Genomic DNA, 19185 nt, shown 5'->3' on the forward strand with positions numbered 1-19185 from the left:
AATCTGTCGCTCTTGTTCCCCCACTTAGATAGTGGTCACTAGGAAAAATTCAAGCGGACGGACAGCTTTTTTGCCGATGAGGCAGTGCGCAGGATTGATGGCGTCAGCCGCCGAACTTGTCGCCCGGATTGAGCGGGTTGCCTGCGAGGAAATCCCTTGCCTTCAGGCGCTTGCCGCCGGGCAGTTGCAGTTCCTCGATCCTTAGCAGGCCCTGGCCGCATCCCACGAGGATGCCGTCATCCAGCGACACGATGGCGCCCGGCTCCGCAGCGCCGGCCACCGCCTGCGCCATCCAGATGCGGCAGGTTTCGCCCTTCAATGTGCTTTGCGCGACGGGAAACGGGTTGAAGGCGCGCACTTGCCGTGACAACTCCTCTGCGCTCTTGCGCCAGTCGATGGCAGCCTCCGTCTTCTGCAGCTTTTCCGCATAAGTGACGAGCGATTCGTCCTGAGGCTTGGCTTCCAGCTTGCCTTCCTGTTCGAGCCTGTCCATGGCCTGCAGCATGAGTTCGGCGCCTATGCGCGCGAGTCCGTCATGCAGGGTTTGGGCAGTATCTTTCTCGGTGATGGGCAGCGAACCGCGCAAGATCATCGCGCCTGCATCCAGCGCCGGCACGACCTCCATGATGGTGACGCCGGTTTCCTTGTCCCCGGCGAGCAGGGAGCGCTGGATGGGGGCTGCGCCGCGCCAGCGCGGCAATAACGATGCGTGGATGTTGTAGCAGCCGTGGCGCGGCATATTAAGCACGGCGGTCGGGATGATGAGCCCGTAGGCTGCCACTACGAGGGCGTCGGCGTTCTCTTGCGCGATCCTGGCCTGGACGGTTTCATCCTTGAGCGTTTCCGGTTGGAATACCGGAATGCCGTGCTCCAGCGCGAGGCTTTTGACCGGGCTAGGCTTCAGTTTCATGCCCCGGCCTGCGGGACGGTCGGGCTGGGTCAGCACCAGGCTGACTTCATGGGATGACTGAATCAGGGCTGCCAGTGCTGGCACTGCGAATTCCGGAGTCCCGGCATAGATGATTTTCATGGAAAGTCGATCAGGCGCGCTCGCGCTGGCGTTTCTTGAGTTTGTTCTTGATGCGGTTCTGCTTGAGTCCGGACAGGTATTCGACAAACACCTTGCCCAGCAGGTGGTCTATCTCGTGCTGGATGCAGACTGCCAGCAAGCCGTCCGCTTGCAGCGTGAACGGTTTGCCATGTTCGTCCAGGGCTTCCACCGTGATTTCTGCCGCGCGGGTCACGGTTTCGTAGAAGCCAGGCACGGAAAGGCAGCCCTCCTCGTAATCCTGGCTGCCGCACTTGGTGAGGATCTTGGGGTTGATGAACACCTGCAGCGCGGACTTATCCTCGGACAGGTCCATGACGATCACCTGCTTGTGCACGTCGACCTGGGTTGCAGCCAGGCCGATGCCAGGCGCATCGTACATGGTTTCGGCCATGTCGCGCACCAATCGCCTGATGTCGTCATTGACTTCTTCCACTGGCGCTGCCACTTTGTGCAGGCGCGGATCGGGGTAGGTCAGGATGTCTAGAATTGCCATAGAACGCTTGCTTGATTAATAGATTGAATGCAGAATCCAGTGCAAGTTACAGAATATTAAATGAATCCTTACGCCTGCCGTTAAGATATACATTATGTATAAACACATTATAACGCTGCTCATGCTTTGTTGCCCGATTTTGCCTGTCATGGCGGACGAGGTAAAGCTGCAAGCCAATCATCCTGATCGCTATGTTGTCGTCAAAGGCGATACCTTGTGGGGCATTTCAGGGCGTTTCCTCAAGGACCCGTGGCAGTGGCCGCAGGTATGGAAAATGAACCGCGAGCAGATTAAGAACCCGCATTTGATCTATCCCGGCGATGTGGTGGTGCTGGATGTGAGCAGCGGTTCGCCGGAATTGCGCCTGTTGCGCGAGACGGTGGCCAATCCCGAGGTCAGCCTGTCGCCGGGCATCCGCAGCGAAAAGCTCGAAGCCGAGGCGATTCCGGCCATTTCGCCCAGCGTCATCGCGCCTTTCCTCAGCCAGCCGCTGATTATCGAGAATGACGGGCTCAAGGATGCGCCGAGCATAGTCGCGGGGCCGGAGAATCGCGTGGTGCTGAGCCCCGGTTCGCGCGTCTATGTCGACAAGATTGCGGAAGGTGAAGGCACGCTGTGGAATATCTACCGCGCAGGCAAGACCTACATCGACCCCGAAACCAAGGCCGTGCTCGGCACCGAGGCGATCTATCTGGGCGACGCCAGGATCACCAAGTATGGCGAGCCTGCCAGCGGCGACATCATCAGCGCCAAGGAAGAAATTTTTGCCAACGACAAATTGGTGGCCGCGCCTGAGAGCCTGCAAACCAATTTCGTGCCGCAGGCGCCGGAAGCCGATGTCAAGGGGCGCATCCTTTCCATCTACGGCGGGGTGGCCGAAGCCGGGCGGAACACCATCATCGCCATCAGCAAGGGGAGCGACGACGGGCTGGAGCAAGGGCATGTGCTCGCCATCAACCGCAACGGCCGGGTGATCAAGAACCCGAAATACGACAAGAAGAACAAGGAGTCGAAAGAGCCTGAGAACATCAAGCTGCCCAACGAGCGTATCGGGCTGGCCATGGTATTCCGCACTTTCGACAAGATTTCCTACGCCCTCATCATGCAGGCCACCGAACCAGTCAATGTGCTGGATGTGGTGGAGAAGCCATAGGCGGCACCAGCCATGAAGAAGCCGGGCTATGGGTCAGCCTGAGCCTGGTGCCTGGCCTCGGCAGCCAGGCGTTGTGCCAATTGCTGGCGGCCTTCGGCTCCCCCGAACAAATCTACAGCGCCAGCAGACAACGCCTGCGCGACATTGTGCCAGACGCCGTGGCGAACACTATCGCGAGCGGCCCCGATCCAGAGCAGCAGGCTGTCATCTCTGCCTGGCTGCAGCAGCCGGGAAACCACCTGGTGACTCTCGCGGACGCATGTTATCCGCAATCCCTGCTCGATATTCCCAATCCGCCGCCGCTGCTTTATGCAAAAGGCAGGCCGGAGCTGCTCAATATGCCGTCAATCGCGGTAGTGGGCAGCCGCAACGCCAGCCCGCAAGGGGAAAAGAACGCCGAGGAATTTGCGGCTGCCTTGAGCAGGCAGGGCTTGTGCATTGTCAGCGGCATGGCCTTGGGCATCGATGGCGCCGCGCACAAAGGCGCCTTGCAGGCCGGCGGCGCTACGGTCGCAGTCGTGGGCACCGGCCTGGATATCGTCTATCCCGCAAGGCATCGCGCGCTGGCGCACCAGATTGCCGAGCAAGGCCTGATCATTTCCGAGTTCGCATTGGGAACGCCTTCCCGCGCGCAGAATTTCCCGCGCCGCAACCGCATCATCAGCGGCCTGAGCCAGGGCTGCCTGGTGGTGGAAGCCAGCTTGCAGAGCGGCTCGCTGATCACGGCGCGGCTTGCGGCGGAACAGGGGAGGGAAGTGTTCGCGATTCCCGGCTCCATCCATTCTCCGCAGGCCAAGGGGTGCCACCAGCTCATCAAGCAGGGCGCCAAACTGGTGGAAAGCATGCAGGATATTCTCGACGAGATGAAAATTTCTCCATCTTTACTCCCTGTCTCCTCAGTCATTGAGCCGCCCGTAGAGAATGGTCATGACCCGTTGCTTGAGGCGCTGGGATACGACCCGGCCAGCCTGGATACGCTGGCCGCAAGAAGCGGCTTGACGACCGAGCGCCTTTCGGCCATGCTGTTGGTGCTGGAGTTGGAAGGTAAGGTAACCTCTCTACCGGGAGGGCGTTTCCAGCGCATCGCCTAATTCTGTGAACAATATCAACACAACGTCATGGCGATTCCCAAGATCTGCCAAGTGAGTGGATATATCACAGGGTCACCCGGGTCATTTTGATTGGGGAATGTATGTTCGAAGTCCTGGTGTATATGTTTGAAAACTACTTTGAGTCAGATATCCATCCCGACCACGAAACACTTTCTAAAGAATTATTCGCAGCAGGTTTTGACCAGGAAGACATCAATGGCGCTTTTGATTGGTACAGCGCCTTGGAGTCGATGTCCGAAGGTGATGAGGCGCAGCTTGGCACCGCCGGACTCCGTATCTATAGCGAAGCCGAGACCAAGAAGCTAAGCGCCGACAGCCTGAGCTTCATGATGTTTCTCGAGCAGGCCAAGGTATTGACGCCAGCCCAGCGCGAATTGGTGATCGACCGGGCGATGGCATTGTCGCAGCCCGAAATCGGCCTGGAGGAGACGCGCTGGATCGTATTGATGGCGTTGTGGAACCAGGACAAGGCAAGCGATTACCTGTTTGTCGAGGACGCCATGTTCAACGACAACCGTCCTACCTTGCACTAAGGCAGTATCTATCTTGCAATCCGGAGGCTGTCCGGCCTCCGGCAAATCTTTTTATTTCTCCCCTGCGCCCAGCTGTTCAAGAATTGAACTGATGGTGCCGGCTTGGTTCAGGGTATAAAAATGCAGCCCAGGCGCGCCACCGGCAAGCAGCTGTTCGCATAGGTCCTCGACCACTTCGGTGCCGAAAGCGCGCAGTGAGGCGAGATCGTCGCCGTAGTCCTGCAACCTCAACCTCAGCCAGCGCGGGATTTCCGCGCCGCACACGCTGGAAAAGCGCGCGAGCTGGGTGAAGTTGTAGATCGGCATGATGCCCGGCACGATCGGGATGGCGACGCCCGATTTCTCGCACTGGTCGACGAAGCGGAAATAGGCATCCGCATTGTAGAAATATTGCGTGATGGCGGTATCGGCGCCTGCATCCACTTTTTGCTTGAAATGCCTGAGGTCCGCGCTGGGCGATGAGGATTCCGGGTGAAATTCCGGATAGGCCGCCACCTCGATCTGGAACCAGTCGCCGGTTTCGGCTCGGATGAAGGCCACCAGTTCGCTGGCGTAGCGGAAATCGCCGGCGCTGACTTCGCCCGAGGGAATATCTCCGCGCAATGCCACCAAGCGCTTGATGCCTTGCTGCTTGTATTGCTCGAGCAAGGCGCGGATTTCCGCCTTGTCGGCTGAAATGCAGGAAAGGTGCGGCGCGCCTTCGTATCCAGCCTGCTGGATATCGATCACGGTTTCCAGGGTGCGGTCGCGCGTGGAGCCGCCGGCGCCGAAGGTGACGGAGAAGAACTTGGGGTTGAAGGCGGCAAGCTGGTCGCGTGCTGCGCGCAGCTTGGCCATGCCTTCTGCCGTTTTAGGCGGGAAGAACTCGAAACTGATGGTAGGGGCAGTTTTCATTTAAAAACCATGCGAATGCGTTGTTAATAGTGGGACTTGGAATGGCGAACAAAACTCAGCGAAGCAATCCTGGCTAGGCGCCCTGCCGCAGGCAGTACAAGTAGTACGGCAAGGCAGGGCAACGCCAGGAGAGTTTGGTTGGCCGTTCTTAATCCTTGGTGCCCAGTATCAGGGAGATGAGCGCCCATGAAATAAGGCTGTAGAGAACAGCTCCCACGATGCCGCCCAGCAACGTCTGCACTTCGAAACCGCTCAGTATGTTGCCGACGAAAAGGAACAGCAGGCCGTTGATGACAAGCAGGAACAAGCCCAGCGTCAGCACGGTGACAGGCAGTGTCAGGACGACCAAGATGGGCCGGATCAGCAAATTGACCAAGCCGATCACTGCGGCGGCGATCAAGGCGCTGCCCAGGCCTGATACGTGGATGGACGGAATAAGGTAAGCCACTGCAAGCAGGGCCAGGGCGTTGAGCAACCACACGATCAAGAGTTTCATATTGCTATTCTCCTTGAGTATGCCCGGTGCTGCTGGGCTAGTTGAGCGAAAAACGTGCAGTGCCCGGCATGGAGCCGGGCGTCGTACTTAGTAGCGGTAGTGGTCTGGCTTGAACGGGCCATGCTTGGCCACGCCGATATAGGCAGCCTGCTCATCGGTCAGGGTGGTCAATTGGGCATTCAGTTTCCTCAATTGCAGTAACGCTACCTTTTCGTCCAGATGCTTGGGCAGAGTATAAACGCCTACCGGATACTTGGCAGTATTGGTGAACAGCTCGATCTGGGCAATCGTCTGGTTGGCGAACGAGGAGCTCATCACATAGCTGGGGTGGCCGGTGGCGCAACCCAGGTTGACCAGCCGGCCCTGTGCCAGCAGGATGATGCGCTTGCCGTCAGGGAAGATGACGTGGTCGACCTGAGGCTTGATTTCCTCCCACTGGTATTTCTCGATCGAGGCAACGTCGATTTCGTTGTCGAAGTGGCCGATGTTGCAGACGATCGCCTGGTCTTTCATCCTGAGCATGTGGTCATGCGTGATGACATGGTAGTTGCCGGTGGCGGTCACGAAAATATCGCCGTGTTCGGCGGCATAATCCATGGTGACGACGCGGTAGCCTTCCATGGCTGCCTGCAGGGCGCAGATCGGGTCGATCTCGGTTACCCATACCTGGGCGGACAAGGCGCGTAATGCCTGGGCGGAGCCCTTGCCTACATCGCCATAGCCCGCGACCACGGCAATCTTGCCGGCCACCATCACGTCGGTTGCGCGTTTGATGCCGTCGACCAGGGATTCGCGGCAGCCGTACAGGTTGTCGAACTTGGACTTGGTGACGGAGTCATTGACGTTGATGGCGGGGAAGGCCAGCTTGCCTTCCTTGTGCATCTGGTAGAGGCGGTGCACGCCGGTGGTGGTTTCCTCTGTGACACCGAGAATCTTGGACAAGCGTGTGGAATACCATGTCTTGTCCTGCTTGAGTTTGGCCTTGATGGCGTTGAACAGGCTGGTTTCTTCCTCACTGGCTGGGTGGTTGAGGATGGTCGCATCCGCTTCTGCGCGAGTGCCGAGATGCAGCAGCAACGTCGCATCGCCGCCGTCGTCCAGAATCATGTTGCTGTAGCCGCCATCTGCCCATTCGAAAATACGGTGGGTATAGTCCCAGTATTCGTCCAGGGTTTCACCCTTGACCGCAAACACCGGGATATCCTGTGCTGCAATGGCGGCGGCGGCGTGATCCTGCGTGGAGTAGATGTTGCAAGAAGCCCAGCGCACTTCCGCGCCGAGGTCGCGCAGGGTCTCGATCAGCACGGCGGTCTGGATGGTCATGTGCAGGGAGCCGGTGATGCGCGCGCCGCGCAAGGGCTTGGTCGCCGCGTATTCTTCGCGGATCGCCATCAGGCCTGGCATTTCGGTCTCGGCAATCGCAATTTCCTTGCGACCCCATTCAGCCAGCTTGATATCGGCAATAACGTAATCTTGGGTATTAGCCACAGTATTCATCCTTCAAAACGTTAAACAACGCGACACTGTCGTGTCCGTATGGAATGTGTGACCAGTGGGAGAGGCGAGGCAGGAGTTCGCGCGTTTCACCATCTCATGACCGGTACGTGTCAATCTGGTGAACGCCGTTTGCGCAGCTTGCGCTGCGGTACCGAGCCTGGGGATGGATATCCTTGCAACGTTCCTCGGTAGAGGCGCCATTATAGTGGCTTTATCGGGCTTATGTCACTGCCGAGAGTCAGGAATAGCAGATGTCGTTTGTCCAGATCAGGGTGGTGATCTCGGGCTGGGCGCCACTACTGATGAGTTTGCCTATCTCCGATTGTTCGGTGATATGAAAGGCGCCACGCCAGCAGGGATGGTTGATCCAGATATATCGAGCTTGTGGATAAACATGCCAATGCGAAGCTGGCTGACAGGGGCTTTTTTCAGCATTCCTGGGCCAGCTTCCATTGGCTATTGAGCAGCCTCTTGATTAGAGGCCTGCTGCCGCACGCAGTTCTGCAGCCTTGTCAGCTGCCTCCCAGCTGAACTCGGGCTCGTCGCGTCCGAAGTGGCCGTAGGCTGCAGTCTTGGAGTAGATGGGACGCAGCAAGTCCAGCGCTTTGACGATGCCCTTGGGGCGCAGGTCGAAGTGGTCCAGCACCAGCTGGGTCAGTACCTCGTTCGATACCTTGCCCGTGCCGTAGGTCTCCACCATGACGCTAGTGGGCTTGGCGACGCCGATGGCATAGGAAACCTGCACCAGGCAGCGCGAAGCCAGGCCTGCAGCGACGATGTTCTTGGCGACGTAGCGGCCGGCATAGGCGGCAGAACGGTCAACCTTGGATGGGTCCTTGCCCGAGAATGCGCCGCCGCCGTGGGGTGCGGCGCCGCCGTAGGTATCCACAATGATCTTGCGTCCGGTCAGTCCGCAATCGCCTTGAGGGCCGCCGATCACAAAGCGCCCGGTCGGGTTGACCAAGAACTTGATGTCGCCCTTAATCAGTTCCTGCGGCAGGGTAGGCTTGATGATTTCCTCGATCACGCTCTCGCGGACTTGATCCAGGCCGATGTCGGGCGCGTGCTGGGTGGAAATCAGCACGGTATCGATCTTGTGCGGCTTGCCGTCGACATACTGGATGGTGACCTGGCTCTTGGCGTCAGGGCGCAGCCAGGGCAGGCGGCCGTCCTTGCGCAATTGGGACTGGCGTTCCACCAGGCGGTGCGAGAGCCAGATAGGCAATGGCATCAATTGCGGGGTTTCGTCGCAGGCATAGCCGAACATCAGGCCCTGGTCGCCGGCGCCCTGGTCCAGCGGGTCGTCGTTGGCGTTATCGACACCCTGGGCAATGTCTGGGGACTGCTTGTCATAGGCGACCAGCACGGCGCAGCTCTTGTGGTCGATGCCGTAGTCCGCGTTGTCGTAACCGATGCGCTTGATGGTGTCGCGTGCGATCTTGATGTAATCGACGTTGGCAGTCGTGGTGATTTCGCCTGCCAGCACGACCAAGCCGGTATTGGTCAAAGTTTCCGCTGCCACGCGCGCAGTAGGGTCCTGCTCGAGAATCGCATCCAGAATGCTGTCCGAAATCTGATCGGCGACCTTGTCGGGATGGCCTTCGGAAACGGATTCGGATGTAAATAGGTATTCGCTCATGAGCTCTTGCCAAATCAATTATGCAAAAGGTTGTTAGAATAGCAAAATCATGGTGTTTCAAAAAGAAGTACATGCTTAAAGCATTATTACGCGTTCTGGCAATGCTGCCGTTGCCCATCATCAATGGGGTCGGCGTGCTGACTGGATGGGGGCTCTATTTCTTTTCCCAGAAGGTGCTGCGCCGCACGCGCAAAAATCTTAACGTAGCCGGCATCGCGCCATCGTCAGCGGAGTATCGCAGGCTGGTGAGGCGCAGCGTCCTGGAAACCGGCAAGGGCCTGGTCGAGACGTTTGCCATCTGGTTCCGCCCGCAGGAAAAGGTGTTGCCCTGGGTCAGGGAGTGCCGCGGCTGGGAGCACGTGGAAGCCGCGCGCGAGCAAGGGCAAGGCATCATTTTCCTCACTCCCCACCTGGGTTGTTATGAAATTACCGCGCTCTATTATGCGGCGCGCCACCCGATCACCGTGCTATACCGGCCGGCGCGCCAGCAGTGGTTGGCCCCTCTGATCGACGAGGGACGCAACCGCAGCCAGATCAAGCAGGCACCGACCAGCCTGAGCGGGGTGCGCAGCTTGCTCAGGGCCTTGAAGAAGGGCGAGGCCATCGGCATATTGCCCGACCAGGTGCCTGAGTTCGGCGAGGGCGTCTGGGCGGATTTCTTCGGTACGCCGGCATATACCATGACTTTGGTGGGCAAGCTGGCAGAAACCGCGGGTGCTCGCGTGCTGCTTGCGTTCGGAGAGCGCTTGCCGTGGGGGAAAGGCTATGTCATCCATATCCGTCCGCTCGAACTGGAGCCTACGCCAGACAATATCAACCAGGGCATAGAGCAGTTGGTCAGGCTATGCCCCGAGCAGTATCTCTGGAGCTATCGCAGGTTCAAGCGGCCCAAGCCGCACGGCAAGCCGCGCGAAGCATAAGGCGCGTGAGTATACAGAGACAAGATAACCGGATTTCACGTACGCCGGCGATTGTCTAGAATAGGTGAGTCGCCGTTATTCAAGGCAGGATATGAAACTTAGTTTTACCAAGATGCAGGGCATAGGCAACGATTTCATCGTCATCGACGGCTATAGCGAGCCGGTCAGCCTGGATGCCGCCGCCATCCGCCGCCTGGCCGACCGTCATTTCGGCGTGGGTTTCGATCAGCTGCTGCTGGTGGAGCGCCCTACTATAGAGGGGGTCGATTTCCGCTACCGCATATTCAATGCCGATGGCGGCGAGGTGGAGCAATGCGGCAACGGTGCGCGTTGCTTCGTGCGCTTTGTGCACGACAAGGCCCTTACCAGCAAGCGTGAAATCCGGGTGCAGACGGCACGCGGCATCATCCTGCCCAGGCTGGAAGACAACGGCCTGGTCACGGTGAACATGGGCGAACCACGTTTCGAGCCGGAAGAAGTGCCGTTTATCGCCGACCGGGAAGCGGTGACTTACCCGCTGCAAGTCGCAAGCCAGACCTTGGAAATTTCCACGGTTTCCATGGGCAACCCGCACGCCGTGACCGTGGTCGGCGATGTCGATGTGGCGCCGGTGGAAAGCCTGGGACCGTTGGTTGAGCGTCATGAACGCTTTCCGCAGCGGGTCAACGCAGGATTCATGCAGATCGTGGACAGCCATCATATCCGCCTGCGCGTATTCGAGCGCGGCAGCGGCGAGACCCTTGCGTGCGGGACCGGGGCATGTGCAGCCGTGGTGAGCGGGATCAGGCGCGGCTTGCTGCAGTCTCCGGTCAGGGTCGTCACTCGGGGCGGCGAGTTGAACATCGCCTGGGACGGAGGCCGTCAGCCGGTCTGGATGACCGGCCCTGCCGAAACCGTATTCGAGGGCAGCATCGATATTTAGAGCGGCTGGCAAAGCCTAAGCAATCCTGGCCAGGCGTCCTGTTGCAGGCATTACAATTGAGTAATGCCGGACAATGCCGTGAGTCGGAACCGGTTTGGCCGCGTTTACCCGCCAGTAATGGCGATTCAAGGAGTCAGCATGGAAGCACAAGACCAGAACAACGAACATCAGGCAACGGAATACCAGGTAACGAGCTACCTGCGCGCCCATCCGCAGTTCTTCGAGCACCATACCAGCTTGCTTGCCGAGCTCTACCTGCCGAGCCCGCACGGCCAGGGGACGATTTCTCTCGCCGAGCGCCAGCAATTGGCGCAGCGCGACCGCATCCGCGTGCTGGACGCCAAGCTTGCGCAACTGGTGAAATACGGCGAGGAAAACGACGCGATCGGCGAAAAGGTGCACAGGCTAAGCTTGGGCCTGCTGGCGACGGAGCGCTTGGAGGTGCTGGTCAGCCTGCTGGAGCACAGCTTGCGCGAGGATTTCCAGGTGCCGTACGTGAGCTTGCGGCTGTGGGCGCAGCCGCGCGACGGCGGCAACGGCAGCCTGCCTGCTTTCGCCAGCGTCGACCAGGAGCTGCAGCGCTGGGCGCAGGGACTGGCGACGCCTTACTGCGGCAGCCGGCCCGGCATGCCGTTGCAGGGATGGTTCGGCGTAGAGGCGAGGCCGGCTTCCTTTGCCGTCATGGCGCTCAAGGCTGAGCAGGTGTTTGGCGTGCTGGCCCTGGCAAGCGATGACGAAAAACGCTTCTATCCCGATATGGGCACGCTCTACCTCAAGCGCATCGGCGAACTGGTCAGTGCCGCCCTGTTGCGGCATATCATTGTGTAAAGCCGGTGCCGTGCAAAGCATGGACGAGCTGCAGCGTTATCTGGAGTATCTGCAATTCGAGCGGGGCTTGAGCCCGCTCACCGTAAAGCATTACCAGCGCGACCTGGAGCTGTTGTTCGACCTCAAGTCCGGGCTGGCGCTGGATGCGCTGCAGCCATCGCATATCCGCCGCTTCATCGCCGCCCTGCACGGACGGGGCCTGAGCGGAAAAACGATTGCGCGCCACCTTTCGGGCTGGCGCGGCTTCTTCGATTTTCTGGTCAAGCGCCATGGCGCAACATGCAATCCCTGCCATGACATGCGTGCGCCCAAATCCCCCAAGTCCCTGCCCAAGGCATTGGCGATCGACCAGGCAGTGCAATTGGTGGATATGGAAGGTGAGGACATACTCTCGGTACGGGACAAGGCCATCCTGGAGCTATTCTATTCCTCCGGTTTGCGGCTTTCCGAAGTGACCGGATTGAATATCGAGGACCTGAACCTGCGTGAAGGAACGGTGAAGGTGCTGGGCAAGGGGAGCAAGTCGCGCATCGTGCCCATGGGTCGCCATGCCATCCAGGCCATGCAAGATTGGCTGGCGGTACGCCAGCCTGCAATATCAAGTAACGAACAGGCGGTTTTTCTCAACCGCAACGGGCAACGCATCAGCGGCCGGGCCATTCAGTACCGCATCAAGCAATGGGCAATCAAGCGCGGCATCAGCAGCAACGTGCATCCACACATGCTGCGCCACAGTTTTGCGAGCCATGTGCTGCAGTCCAGCGGCGACCTGCGCGCGGTGCAGGAAATGCTGGGGCATGCCAATATCAGCACCACGCAGGTGTATACGCACCTGGATTTCCAGCATCTTGCCAAGGTATATGATGCGGCGCACCCGCGTGCGCGCAAAAAGGATTAAAGGAGGCTAGCTGGTTTGCTAGCCTGCCAGTGCCCCGACTTGCCGCCCTGTTTTTCCAGCAGGCGTATTTCGCTGATGACCATGCCCCTGTCCATGGCCTTGCACATGTCGTAAATCGTCAGCAAGGCGATGCTGGTGGCGGTGAGCGTTTCCATTTCCACGCCGGTGCGACCAACGGTTTCCGCCGTCACCTGGCAATGCACGGCATTTTCGATGCTGTCAACGCTGAACTCCACGCCTACACGGGTGAGCGGGATCGGGTGGCAGAGCGGGATCAATTCAGCCGTGCGCTTTGAGCCCTGTATCGCGGCGATGCGGGCAATGCCCAGCACGTCTCCCTTCTTGGCATCGCCTGCTGTAATGGCGGAAAGGGTCTCGGCCTGCATGCGGATGCTGCCATGCGCAATGGCAACACGCCTGGTTTCGGCTTTCTCTCCAACGTCGACCATATGGGCCTGGCCGCTGGCATCAAAATGGGTGAGCTTGCTCATGCGGTTTCCTGCGTTGTGGCCGGCGGATTCATGGTCCGGCGCTAGTGAACTTGGTGCTTGAGGTTGCTATCATAGCAATGATGAAAGCGCTTTATCCAATCATATTACTTGCCGGCTTCGCGCCAATCGCGCTTGCAGACGGCTTGCCCGAGCTTGGCGACTATTCCGCCACCGTCATGTCGCCGCTCGACGAGCAGCGCATTGCCGATGAGATCATGCGCGACGTCTATGCCAGCAGCCAGGTGCTGGAAGATCCGGAAGTCAACGACTACATCGATGCCCTCGGCCACCGCCTCGCGGCCAGCGGCCCGGACAAATACCAGCGCTTCAATTTCTTCGTGGTCAAGGACAACAGCATCAACGCGTTCGCCATGCCCGGCGGCGTGATCGGCGTGCATACCGGATTGCTGCTTGCCGCCAGGAACGAATCGGAAGTCGCCGGGGTGCTCGGCCACGAGATCGGGCACGTGGTGCAGCGCCACCTTGCGCGCATGCTGGCCAAGCAAAAGAACGATTCCGTCATCAGCATGGCGACCATGGCGTTGGCGCTGCTCGCTGCGCGCAGCAACCCGCAATTGACGGGGGGCGCGCTGACTGCCGCAACTGCGGGGTCGATCCAGAAGCAGATCGACTATACGCGCGAACACGAGCGCGAGGCGGATCGCGTCGGCTTGCAGATCATGGCGGATGCGGGCTTCGATACCCGCGCGATGCCGTCTTTCTTTGAAACGCTGCAAAAAGGCACGCGGTTCTCGGAAGGCAGCGCCCCGGCATTTTTGCGCACCCACCCGCTGACGGTGGAGCGGATTGCCGATGTGCGCAACCGCGTGGAGCAAGGCAGTTTCCGTGCGGTGCAGGAAACCCCGGAGTTCTATTTCGTCAAGGCCAAGCTGCTTGCGAACATCGGCACTGCGGACAGCGCCATCAATATTTTCCGCATCAATCTGCAGGAAAAGCGCTATGCCAGCGACGCTGCGGAACATTACGGCATCGCGCTGGCGATGCTGCGCAAGAACGACCTTGCCGGCGCGCGCGAGGAAGTTGCCTGGCTGCGCAAGAATGCCGTCCCGAACGCCATGATAGAGACCGTGGCAACCAAGGTCGCCGTGGCAGGGCAAACACCTGTGGTGACGGAGCAGCGATATCTTGAGGCATTGGGCAGCTACCCCGATCACCGTGCGTTGATTTATGGCTATGCCGAGCACTTGCTGGGCTCCAGGCAATCGGAAAAACTGCTGCAGTTGATTTCCGACAAGCAGGGCCGGTTTCCCGACGACCCTTATTTCTATGAATTGAAGGCGCGCGTCTACAGCATGCAGGGCAAATCGCTGCTCATGCACCAGGCGCAGGGCGAGGCTTACGCGCGGCGCTATAACCTGCGCGGCGCCGTGGAACAGATGGACTTGGCGGCGAAAGCGACGGACGGTGACTTTTACGAAAAATCCATTGTCGAGGCGCGCCTCAACCAGCTACGGCTGCAGCTCGACGACAAGAGGCCGAATTGATGAAATCATTAACTAAAGCCGGGCGGCGTCCGCTGTTGCAGTGGCTGGCGGCATGTATGCTGATGCCGTGGCAGGCAGTGGCCGCCAGCTGGGGCCGTTCAGCCATGGAAGCTGGGCATTCCGAGACCGGCTCGCAAGTGTCGGATCAGTTGGTCAGCAGCCGGCAGGATGAGATCGAGATCGTGGCGCCGGCTGCGGCCGAAGACGGCACCAGCATACAAGTGGAAATCATGAGCCGGTTGCCGGGCACGGAAGCCATCGCACTGTTTGCCGAGAAGAGCCCGGTGCCCTTGCTTGCCAATTTCACCTTCAGCCGTGGGGCGCAGCCCTATGTCGTCACGCGCATCCGGCTTGCGCAGAGCCAGTCCGTCGAGGCGGTGGTCAAGGCCAATGGCAGGTATTACAAGGCCAGCCGCTATATTGCCGTGGCGAATGCGGGAGCGATGAGTGACGTCCGCGGCTAACAGCACCGGCATGCGGGCACGGCTCAGGCATGGTGTGGCCGAAGTCACGCTTTCGCTGCTCCATCCCATGGAGAACGGGCATAGGCTGGATGGATCGGGCCAGGCGGTTTCCGCGCATTTCATCCAACTGGTACAGGTCAGCCACAACGGACGGCAGGTGCTGGAAGCGCAATGGGGTACAGGCATTGCCAGCGACCCGCAATTGGTTTTTTACGTGGCGGATGCGAAGGCGGGAGATACCGTGAGCGTGGAATGGCATGACAACAAGGGCCACAGCGGCCGCCATGCCATTACGCTTGCCTAGCGCGAGCCTGAGAACTAGCGAGGCTAGGGCGTGATCGCCACCTTCATCACGCCGTCACGCTGGTTGGCAAACAGGTCATAAGCGTCCTCGATCTCGCTGAGCTTGAAGTGGTGGGTCACCAGCTTGCTCAAGTCTGCGCGGCCGGAGCCGACCGCATCCATCAGCCTGCGCATGCGCTCCTTGCCGCCGGGGCAGAGGGTGGACACGATCGTGAAGTCACCGAGGCCGGCACCGAACGCGTCCAGCGGCAGCTTGAGGTCGGAGGAGTAGACCCCCAGGCTGGACAAGGTGCCGCCCGGACGCAGCACGCGCAGGCAGGATTCAAACGTCTGTTGCACGCCCAGCGCCTCGATCGCGACGTCCACGCCGCGTCCCTCAGTCAGCTTGAGGACTTCCTGAACCGGGTCGTGGGTCTTGAAGTTGACGACATGGTCCGCGCCCAGCGCGCGGGCGATGTTGAGGCGCTCGGGAATGGAGTCCACGCCGATGATCTTGGTGGCGCCCAGCAGTTTGGCGCCTGCGACGGCGGAGAGGCCTATCGGGCCCAGCGCGAACACGACCACCGTATCCCCAATCTTGATATTGCCGCGCTCCGCGCCAGAGAAGCCGGTCGACATGATGTCGGGGCACATCAGTACTTGCTCGTCGCTGAGATGGTCGGGAATCGGGCTCAGGTTGGCCATGGCGTCCGGCACGCGCAGGTATTCCGCCTGGCTGCCGTCTATGGTGTTGCCGAATTTCCATCCGCCCGCCACCTTGAAGCCGTGCGGGGTGTCCGGGCCATCCTGGGCGCCGATGCCGCACAGGCAGGCATTGGAGTAGCCGCTGGGCGTGATCGCGCCTGCGATGACGCGCTGGCCCGCCTTGAAGCCGTGTACTTCCGAGCCCAGCTTTTCAATGATGCCGACAGGCTCGTGGCCGACGGTCAGGCCTGCCGCAACCGGGTATTCGCCCTTGAGGATGTGCACGTCCGTGCCGCAGATGGTCGTGGTGGTGATGCGGATCAAGGCGTCCAGCGGGCCGATTTCAGGGACGGGCTTGTCGCGTAATTCTATTTTGCCGGGGGAGACGAAAACAGCAGCTTTCATGGTCGCCATGGTAATACTCCTTTTCCAATAAGGGTTATTGCGATGGTAGCAAACTTCCAGCCCGTCTTATAGCCGCATCAAGTGGGTCAGCAGGTTCTTCTGGTTGGTGAATGTGATGTCGTACATGCTGGTGAGGCCTTGCGCATGCTCGTCCGGCAGGTCGGCGATACAGAGCAGGAACTGCGATTTCTGCAGTCCCAGGCTCTTCTTGAGCAGGCGGTATTTCTCGATATAGGGCTTGTAGTCCCCGGTCTTACATTCGATGCAGATCGGCGTTTTCTGTTCCAGCAGCAAAAATACGTCCAGCTCGTGCACATCGGCATTGGGCAGGGCGATCTTGGCGTTGCGCGCGCAGGAGAACGGCAGGTCGCGCTTGTCGGCAAACTCCAGCGCCTGCATCAGGGCATACCATTCCAGCCAGATGCCGTTGAAGAATTGGCGGATGACGGGGGACGGCTGCAGGATCAGGCGCAGGCTTTTCTCGCTTTTCTGCTGTACCAGGCGGCTGAGGAAGGAATAGTCATGCAGCTGCTTGCAAAACCGCGTGATGCGGCTGATCTCGTCGGGCTTGCGGTTTTCCAGCTTGATGGTGGTGCCGTTGTAGTTTTCCTTGTAGGCACGGCATATCTGCGCAATCAGAGGACGCAAGGTGGCGTAGTCCCCGGCAATGGCGTTGGCGACCTCATCAAAGAAGCCGGTGGTGTCCACGGCCTTGGGGTTGATGTCGACCAAGATTTTCTTGCGCTCGAACCATGCCAGGATGGGTTGCGACTGGCTGGGGCTGGACAACATTTCCGTGTTGGAGAAGCCGCGGGGCGTTTGTGCGCCAGCCTCTGTCGCATCAGCCTCTGCGGTTTGCCCGTCCTGCAAGCGTTTTAAGGTTTGGTGCAGGGCGAAATATTTGTCCAGGAGCTTGCCGACGAAAAAGGCTGTATCCCATATCTTGTTGCGGTGCTGGCACTTGGGGCAGGTAGCATCATGTCCGACCAGGCTGGCGTCGAGCTCTTCGATAAAGTTGCAGCGACTGCAGCGGAAGATGGCCATGAGGAGCTTGCTATTGGTTGGTGGAGACTTGCAGCAATTGCTTCAGCAGGGGCAGGGTCACGGCCCGCTTGTCGGTGAGCGACCACTCGTCCAGGGCGTCTATGGTCGCGATCAGGCTGGGCATATCGCGGCGCAGGTGGCGCAGGCAGTAGTCCAGCACTTCGTCGGGCAGCTTCATGCCGCGCGCTTCGGCGTGGTTCTTCAATGCCTGGGTTTTTTCCTCGTCGCTGAGGGGGTGCAGCTGGTAGCTCAGCCCCCAGGCCAGCCGGGTCGCGAGGTCGTCGCGCAACCCCATCTGACCCGGCGCCGCAATCCCGCTCACCACCAGCCTGCCGCCGGACTCGCGCAACTGGTTGTAGAGGTCGAACAAGGCCACCTGGTCGTCATCGGCGAGCAAATGCACGTCGTCGACGCAGATCATGTCGAGGCCGGAGGCGCTGGCGAGCGCGTTGCAGGCCTGGATCAGGTGGGTCTTGCCGCAGCCGGTCTCCCCCCAGAGGTAGATGAAATGTGCATCATCGTTTTCAAGCACCGTGCGCCTGAGCTGGAACAGGGCTTCGGCATTGCGGCCAGTCACGAAGTTGTCCAGGCTGGGCGCTGCGGGCGGCTGGATATCGAGCAGTAGTTGTTTCAATATGGTTCACTTGCGGGCTAATGTGGGCAGGGCGGCATCGCCGCATCATGTTTCTGCCGAGGTCTTTATTATCGTTTGCGCACTATTATCAGGTAAAATTATGCGTTGATTATCTAAATTTATCCTGTGGAAAGCGAGAACTCAACTTGAATTCTGAAAAAACCTCGATTAGCTATCGCGATGCCGGTGTGGACATTGAGGCCGGGGACGCCCTGGTTGAGAGAATCAAGCCATTCGCAAAACGTACCATGCGTCCCGAGGTGCTCGGCGGCATCGGCGGTTTCGGCTCACTGTTCGAAGTGCCGAAGAAATTCAAGAACCCGGTATTGGTGTCAGGCACCGACGGCGTCGGCACCAAGCTCAAGCTGGCTTTCCAGCTCAACAAGCACGATACGGTAGGGGTAGACCTGGTCGCCATGAGCGTCAACGACATCCTGGTGCAGGGGGCCGAGCCCTTGTTCTTCCTCGACTATTTCGCCTGCGGCAAGCTGGATGTCGATACGGCGGCGCAAGTGGTGCAAGGCATTGCCGCGGGTTGCGAGCAATCCGGCTGTGCATTGGTCGGCGGCGAAACCGCGGAAATGCCCGGCATGTACCCGGCTGGCGAGTATGACCTTGCGGGGTTCGTCGTCGGGGCGGCAGACAAGGATGCTCTGATCGACGGCTCCACTATCGCCGAGGGGGACGTGGTGCTCGGGCTAGCGTCCAACGGCGCGCACTCCAACGGCTACTCGCTGGTACGCAAGCTGCTCGATCTTTCCGGCGTCGACCTGGATAGCGATTTCTACGGCCGTCCTTTCCGCGACGTGGTCATGGCGCCCACACGCATCTATGTGAAGCCTATCCTCAAGCTGCTGCAGGCAATCAAGGTCAAGGGCATGGCGCATATCACCGGCGGCGGCATTACCGAAAACGTGCCGCGCGTATTGCCTGAAGGCCTGACCGCCGAGGTGCGCCAGGGCAGCTGGGAGATTCCCCCGCTGTTTTCCTGGTTGCAGGAGCAAGGCAATGTCACGGACCAGGAAATGTACCGGACCTTCAACTGCGGCATCGGCATGGTGGTGATCGTATCGGCGCAGGACGCTGCCGCCGCACAGGCGCTGTTGTCCGCCGAGGGCGAGCAGGTGTGGGAGATCGGGCGCATTCGTGCGCAGGCACCGGGCGAAGCGCCGACCGTGGTCGTGTAAAGAACTAAAGCAATATTCTGTTGCCAACAGAA

General features: G+C 59.7%; 21 protein-coding genes and 1 riboswitch. Of the genes, 11 read left to right on the forward strand and 10 right to left on the reverse strand.

Translation table 11 applies throughout. The annotated features are described in order from the left end of the window. Positions 1 to 103: 103 nt before the first annotated feature. A complete protein-coding gene (fmt, locus tag ACWXTG_RS11920; protein WP_480220019.1) occupies positions 104 to 1030 on the reverse strand; it encodes a methionyl-tRNA formyltransferase in 927 nt (308 codons plus the stop codon). 10 nt (positions 1031 to 1040) lie between these two features. Further along, entirely contained in the window at positions 1041 to 1544 is a 504-nt protein-coding gene (def, locus tag ACWXTG_RS11925) for a peptide deformylase (protein ID WP_480220020.1), read from the reverse strand. Between the two features lie 94 nt (positions 1545 to 1638). Here def and ACWXTG_RS11930 point away from each other — a divergent pair, with 94 nt between their 5' ends. From ACWXTG_RS11930 to ACWXTG_RS11940, 3 genes are all read left to right on the forward strand, one after another. Next, positions 1639 to 2697, forward strand: a complete 1059-nt coding sequence (locus tag ACWXTG_RS11930) for a LysM peptidoglycan-binding domain-containing protein (protein WP_480220021.1) — start codon at positions 1639 to 1641, stop codon at positions 2695 to 2697. A gap of 47 nt (positions 2698 to 2744) precedes the next feature. Continuing rightward, positions 2745 to 3788 (forward strand): DNA-processing protein DprA, encoded by a 1044-nt coding sequence (dprA, locus tag ACWXTG_RS11935; protein ID WP_480220022.1) that lies wholly within the window; start codon positions 2745 to 2747, stop codon positions 3786 to 3788. Positions 3789 to 3889: 101 nt separating this feature from the next. Next, positions 3890 to 4342, forward strand: coding sequence for a Smg family protein (locus ACWXTG_RS11940; protein ID WP_309564110.1), 453 nt, complete (start codon positions 3890 to 3892; stop codon positions 4340 to 4342). A gap of 51 nt (positions 4343 to 4393) precedes the next feature. Here the strand turns inward: ACWXTG_RS11940 and metF are convergent, their stop codons facing one another. The 4 genes from metF to metK all read right to left on the reverse strand — a co-directional run bounded on the left by metF (position 4394) and on the right by metK (position 8868). Further along, complete coding sequence (gene metF, locus ACWXTG_RS11945) at positions 4394 to 5236, reverse strand: methylenetetrahydrofolate reductase [NAD(P)H] (protein WP_480220023.1); 843 nt, start codon at positions 5234 to 5236, stop codon at positions 4394 to 4396. A 148-nt stretch (positions 5237 to 5384) separates the two neighbouring features. Next, positions 5385 to 5732: a phage holin family protein gene (locus ACWXTG_RS11950; protein WP_480220024.1), complete on the reverse strand. Its 348-nt coding sequence runs from the start codon at positions 5730 to 5732 to the stop codon at positions 5385 to 5387. Positions 5733 to 5819: 87 nt separating this feature from the next. Next, the gene (ahcY, locus tag ACWXTG_RS11955) at positions 5820 to 7229 is read right to left on the reverse strand and encodes an adenosylhomocysteinase (RefSeq protein ID WP_480220025.1); all 1410 of its coding nucleotides are present in this window, start codon (positions 7227 to 7229) and stop codon (positions 5820 to 5822) included. A 113-nt stretch (positions 7230 to 7342) separates the two neighbouring features. Further along, positions 7343 to 7422, reverse strand: a riboswitch (S-adenosyl-L-homocysteine riboswitch). A 282-nt stretch (positions 7423 to 7704) separates the two neighbouring features. Beyond that, positions 7705 to 8868: a methionine adenosyltransferase gene (gene metK / locus ACWXTG_RS11960; protein WP_407997622.1), complete on the reverse strand. Its 1164-nt coding sequence runs from the start codon at positions 8866 to 8868 to the stop codon at positions 7705 to 7707. 71 nt (positions 8869 to 8939) lie between these two features. Here metK and ACWXTG_RS11965 point away from each other — a divergent pair, with 71 nt between their 5' ends. The 4 genes from ACWXTG_RS11965 to xerC all read left to right on the forward strand — a co-directional run bounded on the left by ACWXTG_RS11965 (position 8940) and on the right by xerC (position 12436). Next, positions 8940 to 9788: a lysophospholipid acyltransferase family protein gene (locus ACWXTG_RS11965; RefSeq protein ID WP_480220026.1), complete on the forward strand. Its 849-nt coding sequence runs from the start codon at positions 8940 to 8942 to the stop codon at positions 9786 to 9788. A 91-nt stretch (positions 9789 to 9879) separates the two neighbouring features. Then, positions 9880 to 10710, forward strand: a complete 831-nt coding sequence (dapF, locus tag ACWXTG_RS11970; protein WP_480220027.1) for a diaminopimelate epimerase — start codon at positions 9880 to 9882, stop codon at positions 10708 to 10710. Positions 10711 to 10848: 138 nt separating this feature from the next. Continuing rightward, positions 10849 to 11538 carry a DUF484 family protein gene (locus tag ACWXTG_RS11975; protein ID WP_480220028.1) on the forward strand — a complete coding sequence of 230 codons (690 nt, stop codon included), beginning with the start codon at positions 10849 to 10851 and terminating at the stop codon, positions 11536 to 11538. A gap of 19 nt (positions 11539 to 11557) precedes the next feature. Continuing rightward, the gene (gene xerC, locus ACWXTG_RS11980; protein ID WP_480221239.1) at positions 11558 to 12436 is read left to right on the forward strand and encodes a tyrosine recombinase XerC; all 879 of its coding nucleotides are present in this window, start codon (positions 11558 to 11560) and stop codon (positions 12434 to 12436) included. Here the strand turns inward: xerC and moaC are convergent. Next, the gene (moaC, locus tag ACWXTG_RS11985) at positions 12433 to 12927 is read right to left on the reverse strand and encodes a cyclic pyranopterin monophosphate synthase MoaC (protein ID WP_480220029.1); all 495 of its coding nucleotides are present in this window, start codon (positions 12925 to 12927) and stop codon (positions 12433 to 12435) included. The genes xerC and moaC overlap by 4 nt on opposite strands. Positions 12928 to 13004: 77 nt before the next feature. Between moaC and ACWXTG_RS11990 the strand changes: the two genes are divergently transcribed. From ACWXTG_RS11990 to soxZ, 3 genes are read left to right on the forward strand one after another with little or no spacing between them, the layout of a single operon-like run. Continuing rightward, positions 13005 to 14432 carry a M48 family metallopeptidase gene (locus ACWXTG_RS11990; RefSeq protein ID WP_480220030.1) on the forward strand — a complete coding sequence of 476 codons (1428 nt, stop codon included), beginning with the start codon at positions 13005 to 13007 and terminating at the stop codon, positions 14430 to 14432. Further along, complete coding sequence (locus tag ACWXTG_RS11995; RefSeq protein WP_480220031.1) at positions 14432 to 14896, forward strand: thiosulfate oxidation carrier protein SoxY; 465 nt, start codon at positions 14432 to 14434, stop codon at positions 14894 to 14896. The genes ACWXTG_RS11990 and ACWXTG_RS11995 overlap by 1 nt, the downstream gene beginning before the upstream one ends. Continuing rightward, the gene (gene soxZ, locus ACWXTG_RS12000; RefSeq protein WP_480220032.1) at positions 14880 to 15200 is read left to right on the forward strand and encodes a thiosulfate oxidation carrier complex protein SoxZ; all 321 of its coding nucleotides are present in this window, start codon (positions 14880 to 14882) and stop codon (positions 15198 to 15200) included. The genes ACWXTG_RS11995 and soxZ overlap by 17 nt, the downstream gene beginning before the upstream one ends. A gap of 23 nt (positions 15201 to 15223) precedes the next feature. Here soxZ and ACWXTG_RS12005 read toward each other — a convergent pair whose 3' ends face one another. The 3 genes from ACWXTG_RS12005 to ACWXTG_RS12015 are packed head-to-tail and all read right to left on the reverse strand — an operon-like array spanning position 15224 to position 17966. Next, positions 15224 to 16297, reverse strand: a complete 1074-nt coding sequence (locus ACWXTG_RS12005) for an NAD(P)-dependent alcohol dehydrogenase (RefSeq protein ID WP_480220033.1) — start codon at positions 16295 to 16297, stop codon at positions 15224 to 15226. A gap of 57 nt (positions 16298 to 16354) precedes the next feature. Beyond that, the gene (locus ACWXTG_RS12010) at positions 16355 to 17332 is read right to left on the reverse strand and encodes a zinc ribbon domain-containing protein (RefSeq protein WP_480220034.1); all 978 of its coding nucleotides are present in this window, start codon (positions 17330 to 17332) and stop codon (positions 16355 to 16357) included. Positions 17333 to 17342: 10 nt separating this feature from the next. Further along, the gene (locus ACWXTG_RS12015) at positions 17343 to 17966 is read right to left on the reverse strand and encodes an HdaA/DnaA family protein (protein ID WP_480220035.1); all 624 of its coding nucleotides are present in this window, start codon (positions 17964 to 17966) and stop codon (positions 17343 to 17345) included. Between the two features lie 146 nt (positions 17967 to 18112). Here ACWXTG_RS12015 and purM point away from each other — a divergent pair, with 146 nt between their 5' ends. Then, a complete protein-coding gene (gene purM, locus ACWXTG_RS12020) occupies positions 18113 to 19153 on the forward strand; it encodes a phosphoribosylformylglycinamidine cyclo-ligase (protein ID WP_480220036.1) in 1041 nt (346 codons plus the stop codon). Positions 19154 to 19185: the final 32 nt, after the last annotated feature.

This window comes from Methylobacillus sp. DLP286 (genome assembly GCF_056636515.1).